The 7307-nt window shown below is 56.8% G+C and carries 6 protein-coding genes; 2 read left to right on the top strand and 4 right to left on the bottom strand.

Features of this window, described 5'->3' with window-relative positions; genetic code table 11:
* Positions 1-13 precede the first annotated feature (13 nt).
* The 3 genes from FXV83_RS37480 to FXV83_RS37490 form a co-directional block, all read right to left on the bottom strand.
* Positions 14-1114, bottom strand: coding sequence for a glycosyltransferase family 61 protein (locus FXV83_RS37480; protein ID WP_148744788.1), 1101 nt, complete (start codon positions 1112-1114; stop codon positions 14-16).
* Positions 1115-1295: 181 nt separating this feature from the next.
* Positions 1296-2645, bottom strand: a complete 1350-nt coding sequence (locus tag FXV83_RS37485; protein ID WP_148744790.1) for a glycoside hydrolase family 16 protein — start codon at positions 2643-2645, stop codon at positions 1296-1298.
* Between the two features lie 210 nt (positions 2646-2855).
* Entirely contained in the window at positions 2856-3980 is a 1125-nt protein-coding gene (locus FXV83_RS37490; protein ID WP_148744792.1) for an acyltransferase family protein, read from the bottom strand.
* Between the two features lie 141 nt (positions 3981-4121).
* Here FXV83_RS37490 and FXV83_RS37495 point away from each other — a divergent pair, with 141 nt between their 5' ends.
* Positions 4122-5438: a hypothetical protein gene (locus tag FXV83_RS37495; protein WP_148744793.1), complete on the top strand. Its 1317-nt coding sequence runs from the start codon at positions 4122-4124 to the stop codon at positions 5436-5438.
* On the opposite strand, the gene FXV83_RS37500 is transcribed toward FXV83_RS37495, so the two are convergent.
* Positions 5428-6528, bottom strand: a complete 1101-nt coding sequence (locus tag FXV83_RS37500; protein WP_148744795.1) for a glycosyltransferase family 2 protein — start codon at positions 6526-6528, stop codon at positions 5428-5430. The genes FXV83_RS37495 and FXV83_RS37500 overlap by 11 nt on opposite strands.
* A gap of 311 nt (positions 6529-6839) precedes the next feature.
* Between FXV83_RS37500 and FXV83_RS37505 the strand changes: the two genes are divergently transcribed.
* Positions 6840-7244, top strand: coding sequence for a hypothetical protein (locus FXV83_RS37505; protein WP_148744797.1), 405 nt, complete (start codon positions 6840-6842; stop codon positions 7242-7244).
* The last annotated feature ends 63 nt before the right edge of the window (positions 7245-7307 follow it).

The raw sequence follows: 7307 nt of genomic DNA on the forward strand, positions 1-7307 counted from the left end.
TTTCAACGCTCATTCATTGACAGATGGTTTCCAGCGCGCGCTCGAAGATGTCAGGCGCAACCTCGAAATCGAATGGACTGGGTCCAAACGCGCCCTGCGGGCGCGTTCCCTTGCTGGGTCCCACAATGTAAGAATATTCCGCGCCCGCGGATGTTGCGATCGTGTAGTAGTAGGGATGCACGTGGTCTGAGGGTATCAGCTCGAGGACCCTTGTCCCCGGTGAGCAGAATACGAGATTTGTCAGGCCTGCACCATGTGGGCCAACGACAATCGAGCATTCCGAGAAAAACGTCGCTTCATCCTCGACATCAACAAAGTCGTAGACCTGGAAGCCGAACTTTTTCAGCGCAGGCATCAGCTCATCTTCGTTGGCGACCTTCCTTTGCCCTTTGCGCGGAACGTATACGCGCCTGTCGTGACGAAGCGGCGACTTGGCTACCTGCGAGCGGAAGAACTCAGTGAGCCACGGCGCATAGTTCCGCCGCAAGCCCGGAAACGAAGTGCCGATCACGAGATCGGCCTGGATATCGTCCTGGCCTGCCCACACGCACTTGTGCATTGGAATTCCGAGCCGGCGAACGAGTTTGGCTGCTGTTTCGGACGTCGGTTTGGGCAAATAGATATAATCCACATCATCGAGCGATAGGCCACTGTTCTGGAAAAGCGCCAGGCGTCCCAGGCAGTCGAGGAGAAAGTGCCCATAGTTCCCTCCGCCGAAATCACTCGCCAGCGCGAGACAGGTGCCACTCAGCGGCAGCGGCGTCCCGTAGGCAATTGATCTTGGATGGCGCGAGAAAGAAGATCCGTACCAGGTGCTCTCGTAGAGCAGCGATCCATCTTCTGTCACGAGCCAACCGTCGGGACCGAGAATGCGGGCATTGTTCAGGCTGAGAACGCCCAGCTCAGGCATTCTGTTGTCAACGCTTTCACCGAACCCTGCGTCGCGGCTGCCGAATCGAACCGGCGCCCTCCGCGCTAGCACCTCTTCTTCGACTGCAGTCAGCCAGGTGTGCGGATGTTCGCTTCGCCACGTGCGATGATCGCAGAGCCGGCTCGGGCTGCCGCGCAACGCACCACGGAGGATTTGCCTGACGGCCCGAACCTTGGAGTTCATGGACGATTACACCTTTGCAAGACACCGACTGTGGCAGGTAAGCCCGCACGAAGGGGGCTCACCTGCCACAGCCAAAGCAAAACTCAGACCGACATCGGACAGCTTGCCGATCCGAACCAGCGCTACTCGGCTTGATCCAGATCACGACGAGTTGTACTTGCGCCGGATCCACCCTTCCCGATCAGCGTCCCACATGCAGCGACAATAGACGGCAAGATCTGGCTTTTTTTGGTTGGATCAGCGTAGTGTCGCAGGCAACGGGGACTTCTTTGGGGCCAACCTCGCCGGCAACGTCAGCGGTCAGTTTGCTGCCCAGCAGGTAGTTTCCCTCGCGCGGCACGGCCGGCAGCGCAAATTCGATCACACTGGCGCCACCTTCCCCTTCCTTGCGAGAGACCGGTTGCAGCGGCTTCTTCGCCGATGCGACGATGGCGCCGGTCGTTTCGTCGAAGACGTATACGTGAAGCGTTCGATTTGTCGGATAGTCATCCGGAATCTTGATCGGAACTTCGATCTTGAGCGGATCGGTCGTGGTCAGCGACAATACCCCTGCATTCGGTTTCTTATCCGCTACCGCCTTCGTGACGTTGAGGAAAGTTGGCTTCGGCATATCGTTGAGCGCTGCCGTATATCCAAAATCATTCGGATCGGGTGTCACATCGCTCGGACCACATTTCCGGCTTCCCCGCTCGGACGTCGTGAACTGGCACACACGAACGTAGTCGATCTTGAACGTCTGCGGGAAAGCCGCGTCATCGACCCCGTGCCGGCCTGCCCAAGCCGCTCCGCCGACAGCGTAATTAAGATCGATGTGCGCCGGCGGCCCCAGTTGGTCGTCCTTCCTGAGCCACTGGTAGGTGCGCGTGTAGATGAGGCGGCCGTCCCAGAAGAACGAAATGCGGTCAGGCGCCCAAACGAAACCGGCAATATGCCAATCCTTGTTCAGGTCCTCCTTGCTGACCATGTCCTGAAACCTGAGTACGAACGAGTTGTCCACGTAGGTGTAGGACTGCGGCGTCCACTTGTCCTTGCTCATGGCGTTCGAGTGCAGCATGTTCGGCTTGTCTTCCACGCCGTTGATGACGTACTCGAAGATGTCGATCTCCGGTGGATGCCAAAATTTTCCATCGATGTCGTAATCGGCTTCGAGCCAGAATGCCGGCCACGATCCCCGCGCATTCGGAAGAAAGACCCGAGCCTCATAGTAGCCGTAATAGAATGTCTGGTGGCTTCTGATCATCGCGGAATCGAACGTGTCCGACGACTCATTTTTTTTTGCAGTCAGGCTCAGGACACCTCCGGACACCACGTGGTTGTCGCGGTAGCGCTGCTTTTCGTCGTTGAACCGGTCCAGCGTTTCGTTGTTGTAGATGTACCGGGTCGCCCATTTGGTTCGATCAAGCTTGTCGCCGTTGAACTCATCCGAAAACACCAGCTCCCAGCCGGCGCTCCAGGCCGGCGCTGCCGATCCGAGCGCAAGAACTATCGAGGCAACACAAAGGACTTGCCTGCGCGCGACTGCGATCATCATCGAGATCCTTTCGGTTCGGCTGTTGGCTCCGGCGGGGACGCTGTGCCGGTCCAATGCGCAAAGACGATGGCAACGGTGACGTTGCCACGTCGCGAGCCGGCACGCTCAGGCACACGGCCCTGCTGCTTTTTCCCGAGTAGATGTTCAACTTGCGATCGTTTTGAGGCGATGACTTGTCGACCACTCAAGAACATTTGACTGCTCCCCCGATCAGGTTCCCTCCTTCGCTGTCGCGTCCTCCATGATCGGCCGGACTGCCGGCTTCGCCTGAGAGATCCTGTCAATCCGTTTTCGAATCCGTCCCGTCGCCTTTACTTCAAGGAACCGATGGCTGATCGTTGCAACGACAAGCGACGGCGGAAGCGAGACCAGGAAGAACACCAGTTGCGACCCGTGGCCCAACGCATCGACCATACCCGTTCGATACATGATGAGCTTGACCCCGGCCATGACGAGCGGCGGCCAGAGATAAAAACTGAAGCTGATCGTACCCAACCACTGCATGACCGGCCAACTGAGCATTCTTCCGAACGGACCGTTTCCGCGGGACATGCCCAGCAGGAAAATGGTCCCAAAGAGGCCGCCAAGAACGACAAATGGAAATGCGGAGATCCAGTCATGGAATGAGAGATGCGCCGGCGTCACAAAGCCCACGTAATCCGCTGCGCTGACAAGCTCGAGGCCTCTCCAGACAGTCAAGAACAGCACGAAGAAGATAGCCGGGTATTTCGCCAAGGATTGCAATAACGTCGACGATAGATATTTCTCCGCGACAAGCACGCCGCCGATCATCAGGAGCGCGCGGGGGTAGTACACGACGAAGATCAGCGAACCGGCGGCCAGTGCCAACGCCAGCGGCCGACTGAAACCGCTGATCAGGAAGACGACGGCGCATACGCCATAGAACAGGAATTCGTATCCGAGCGACCACGCAGCAGGATTGATTTGAATGACGTCAATAAATGGAGGCGGCGCGAGCAGATTTGCGCCCACCAGCAGCAGACTTTGACCCTTTCCTGAAACCCAGCCGAAAATCGCAATCGCGATAACCGTCGCCCAGAGGACCGGAAGAATCCTCGCATAGCGGTCAAGGATAAAGGTCACGACCGAGGATGCTCGATACAGGCTTGGCAGAATGACGATTCCGCTGATGCCGAAAAAAAACTCGACACCGAACTTTCCGGTCTGCAGCGCTTCTCCAAACAGCCCCCTGGCAAACAACTCGAACGTCGGGAGTCCGGAATGAACAACGTGATAGACGAATACCATGAGGCAAAACAGACCTCTGGCGCCATGAACGTAAGGGTTAAATCTTGCGCTCGTGTCGTGTTCCATGTGGAAGTTGCTACCGGCTCTAGTATAGAGGGTTAACAGCCTCACGAGCGAGACCAAGGTCGATCGCGATTGTTGTCCCGCGCCGCCCAAGCGGACACTACCAACCGAGGCGCCAAGAAACAGGGATCGACGAGTCCGAACATGGTGAGCCTCGATACATTCCCAGCCAGAAGCTCGTCTAACAAGCGCGCTGCAGCAGCGTCAAGTGACGAGAGCAACAGCGTCATTTTCGCGCATATCGCCTTCATTCTGTGCATTTGCATGCAGCGCTTTGGACTCCTCGTAGGAACCGGACAGATCTTCTTTTCGTTGTTCGGATTCTTTGCGCTCGTGGCGTGGGGATGGTGGGTTGGTCTTGTACGCCTTCGCGGGCCGCAGACTCTCGCGTTCGGACTTGTCGTCATCTGGTTTCTCGTCAGCGCAGTCGCTGCAGCCGAATCTCCTGATCGCGGTGTGGAGACCAGCCCGGCGTCGCTCGCGATGGTTCTTGTCACGAATTCGATCTTCCTATTCGGACCCTCAACAAGATTCTCGAACGAGGCTGTCCTTCCCACTTTCCTGTTCTATGTTCGCTTGTGCGCCGTTCTGGCCATCGTTCAGATTGCCCTCCAGTTCGGCGGCATACGCATCTTCTCATTCAAGGATGCAATCCCGGCGCTTGACCCGGTCCTCGTTGAGTCTGCGTACAACCAAAATGCGGTCGAATTTTATGGGTCCTTGAATCGACGCGCGAACGGGTTTTTCCCGATGGAGCCCGGAGCACTATCCCAATTGCTCGCTATAGGTGTAATCGTCGATGTCTTCCTATTGCGGCGATTTAGCTATCTTCCGCTGTACGCCATCTCATACGTCCTGACTCGATCCGGATCGGGCCTTTTGGTGCTCGCCGTGTCCCTCGGCGTCTATCCCCTGATTGCTCCGCTCAAATCGCTGCGCGTTATCGCCATTGGAGCGACGGCTGTCTTGATAGTCGGAACTGCCTACCTCGTTGCGCCGGAACCCTTCGATCCTATCGTTAATAGATTGGACGAATTCAGTTCAACCAAGTCGAGCGGCTATGCGCGCTACGTCGCACAACTACAGACCTGGAACTATCTCTTTCAGACCGACAGAGTGCTTATCGGCTCGGGGCCCGGCGGATTGGAGCGGTCGCCTGCCTACTTTGGCGGCAGCGGAAATCCCGTTCTCAAGCTCGTCGCAGATTATGGAATTATCGGGCTTATAGTCTTTCTGTTTTATCTCCTCCTCTCGATCTTCAGGAAAGACAACTCGATGCTCGCATTGACGATGCTGGCTTGCTATCAGCTCGGCGGCGGCAACCTCGCCATGGCTCCATTTCTGATCATGATGGCAATGCTGTGCGTATGGTCGCAGCCGCCAAGCGCTGGCCTGAGGTCGATCCGCCGTCCAGCTTCCGTCCAACGGATGCAGTCCAGCCCTGCCCCGATCATCGAATGACGCGGAATAGACCGAGCAAAGCGCGCAACCATTTCGGCCGCTGGGCAGGCACGTATCGCAAACTCACCAGGGCACGTCGAAAGTACCGCGGACTGATCAGTACGCACAAAATCCAGCCCAGCAACGATATGCGCTGGGATATCGAGAACCCTTGCGGAGTCGCAACGGCCCGAAGCGCATCGGCAGCGATACGCAATGAGCTGTCCTGGGCGAGTGGATGGAGATCTGGCCGCAGCTTGAACGACGCGGTCCGCAAACAAAGAAATATGACGTTTCTGTTGAGCGCATCGGACGCCACCGGTAGTTTCTCGGTGCTCGCGATCTCGGTAAAGAATTTGTAGCGCCGCCGCGTGAGGTCGATCTCTCTCGCAAAGCGGGTATCGTCCAGTTGAAGGAAGGCCCCGTGATTGAGGCCGTGCACGCGATAGTCTGCCAAGGGCTTTGTGATCGTCACGATATGGCCACACGCGGGAGCGGCCGCCAGCAGATAACTGTCCGGCGCCCGGTCGACAAAGTCGGATTCAAAGCCGAAAACACGCTCGACAAACCATCTCGGGTAGGCATTTCCCGACCCCGGCGGCGTCGGATAGGCACCGGTCGTCGTCATCCACCTGCCGATGTCCTCCGAGGCCGGACGGGAGAAGAACTGCGGCAGGACATTTCCAGTCGGCTGCCCCTTTGCGTCGATGACGCGCATCTGAAACTGATATTTGCTCGCGACCTCCGACCAGACGGATGCAATCTCCGTCATCACATCGGGATGCAGGGCATCATCCGAGTCGAGAAATATGATGACGTCGCCGGAGGATCTGCGAAAGCCGTTCACACAAGACGGCATCTGCCCGGCGTTCGCCTGATTGATGATCGCGACCTCGTCTGCAAATTCGTTGATGACGTCAAGCGAATTGTCCGTCGAACCGTCATCAACGACGATCACTTCGACTTTCGGCCATCGTATATCCAGTGCGCTGCGGATCGCCGATCCCACGTAAGCGGCGTAGTTGTGATTCGGGATGATCACGGAAAGGCTCGGTAGGTTCGCCAGTTTAGCGCCCCGCACCACAGTGTGTCTTGGTGTCTGCTTCAGCATTTGACGCCGAGAATACTCGCGTTGAGGATGCTCATCATATGACTGCCGACACAATATGACTGCCGACACAGTATCATATTCGACAGATGTTCAATGACCAGACACTCTATCTACGAAGAGTGCACTCTCTAGCATAGGCTTTCCATCGCAAGGAAGAGGAACGTTTCGATCTGGCGCGATCGATGGAACAATTTGTTTGTCATTCTGTTGCCGCAACTGCAACGCTATCCATGCAGAACGAGCAGTGAAGATGTGTAGTGAAGATGTGTGACGATCGATCGACGAGCTCAGATGGTTTCGTGGCGATATGCGTGGCGGTCGTTTCATCGCTCCTCGCAACGACGGCCGATGCACAACTTTCGGGCTACGGCCGCACATCTCCACCGATGTATGGCGGCTCCGGCATTTCGACTCGGCCTTCGAGTTCAATGCGGCCCATGGAAGGCACTTACGCTCCAAATCACAAGACGCCGGACGGGAAGCTTTGCATATCGGTCAATCCGTTGACGCATCCGCAAACTATGAATCCCAAGATCATCGACCAAATTGTTCTGGTTCAAAACATTTGCGGCGAATCGATCCGGGTTCAGGTTTGCTATGCCGGCAGTTCCGATTGCATCGTTGTTCCGCTCGCAGGCTACCAGAAGCTGCAGAGGACCCTGGGGGTCGCGGCTGGGTCAACCAGCTTTCAATTTGAGTATCGCGAACTCTATTGAGTTCGCCGATGCAGACGAGCAGTCCTGGCTGGAATGCAGTCCACAACTGTTACGAGCAATATG

This window comes from Bradyrhizobium hipponense (assembly GCF_008123965.1).
Lineage (GTDB): Bacteria > Pseudomonadota > Alphaproteobacteria > Rhizobiales > Xanthobacteraceae > Bradyrhizobium > Bradyrhizobium hipponense.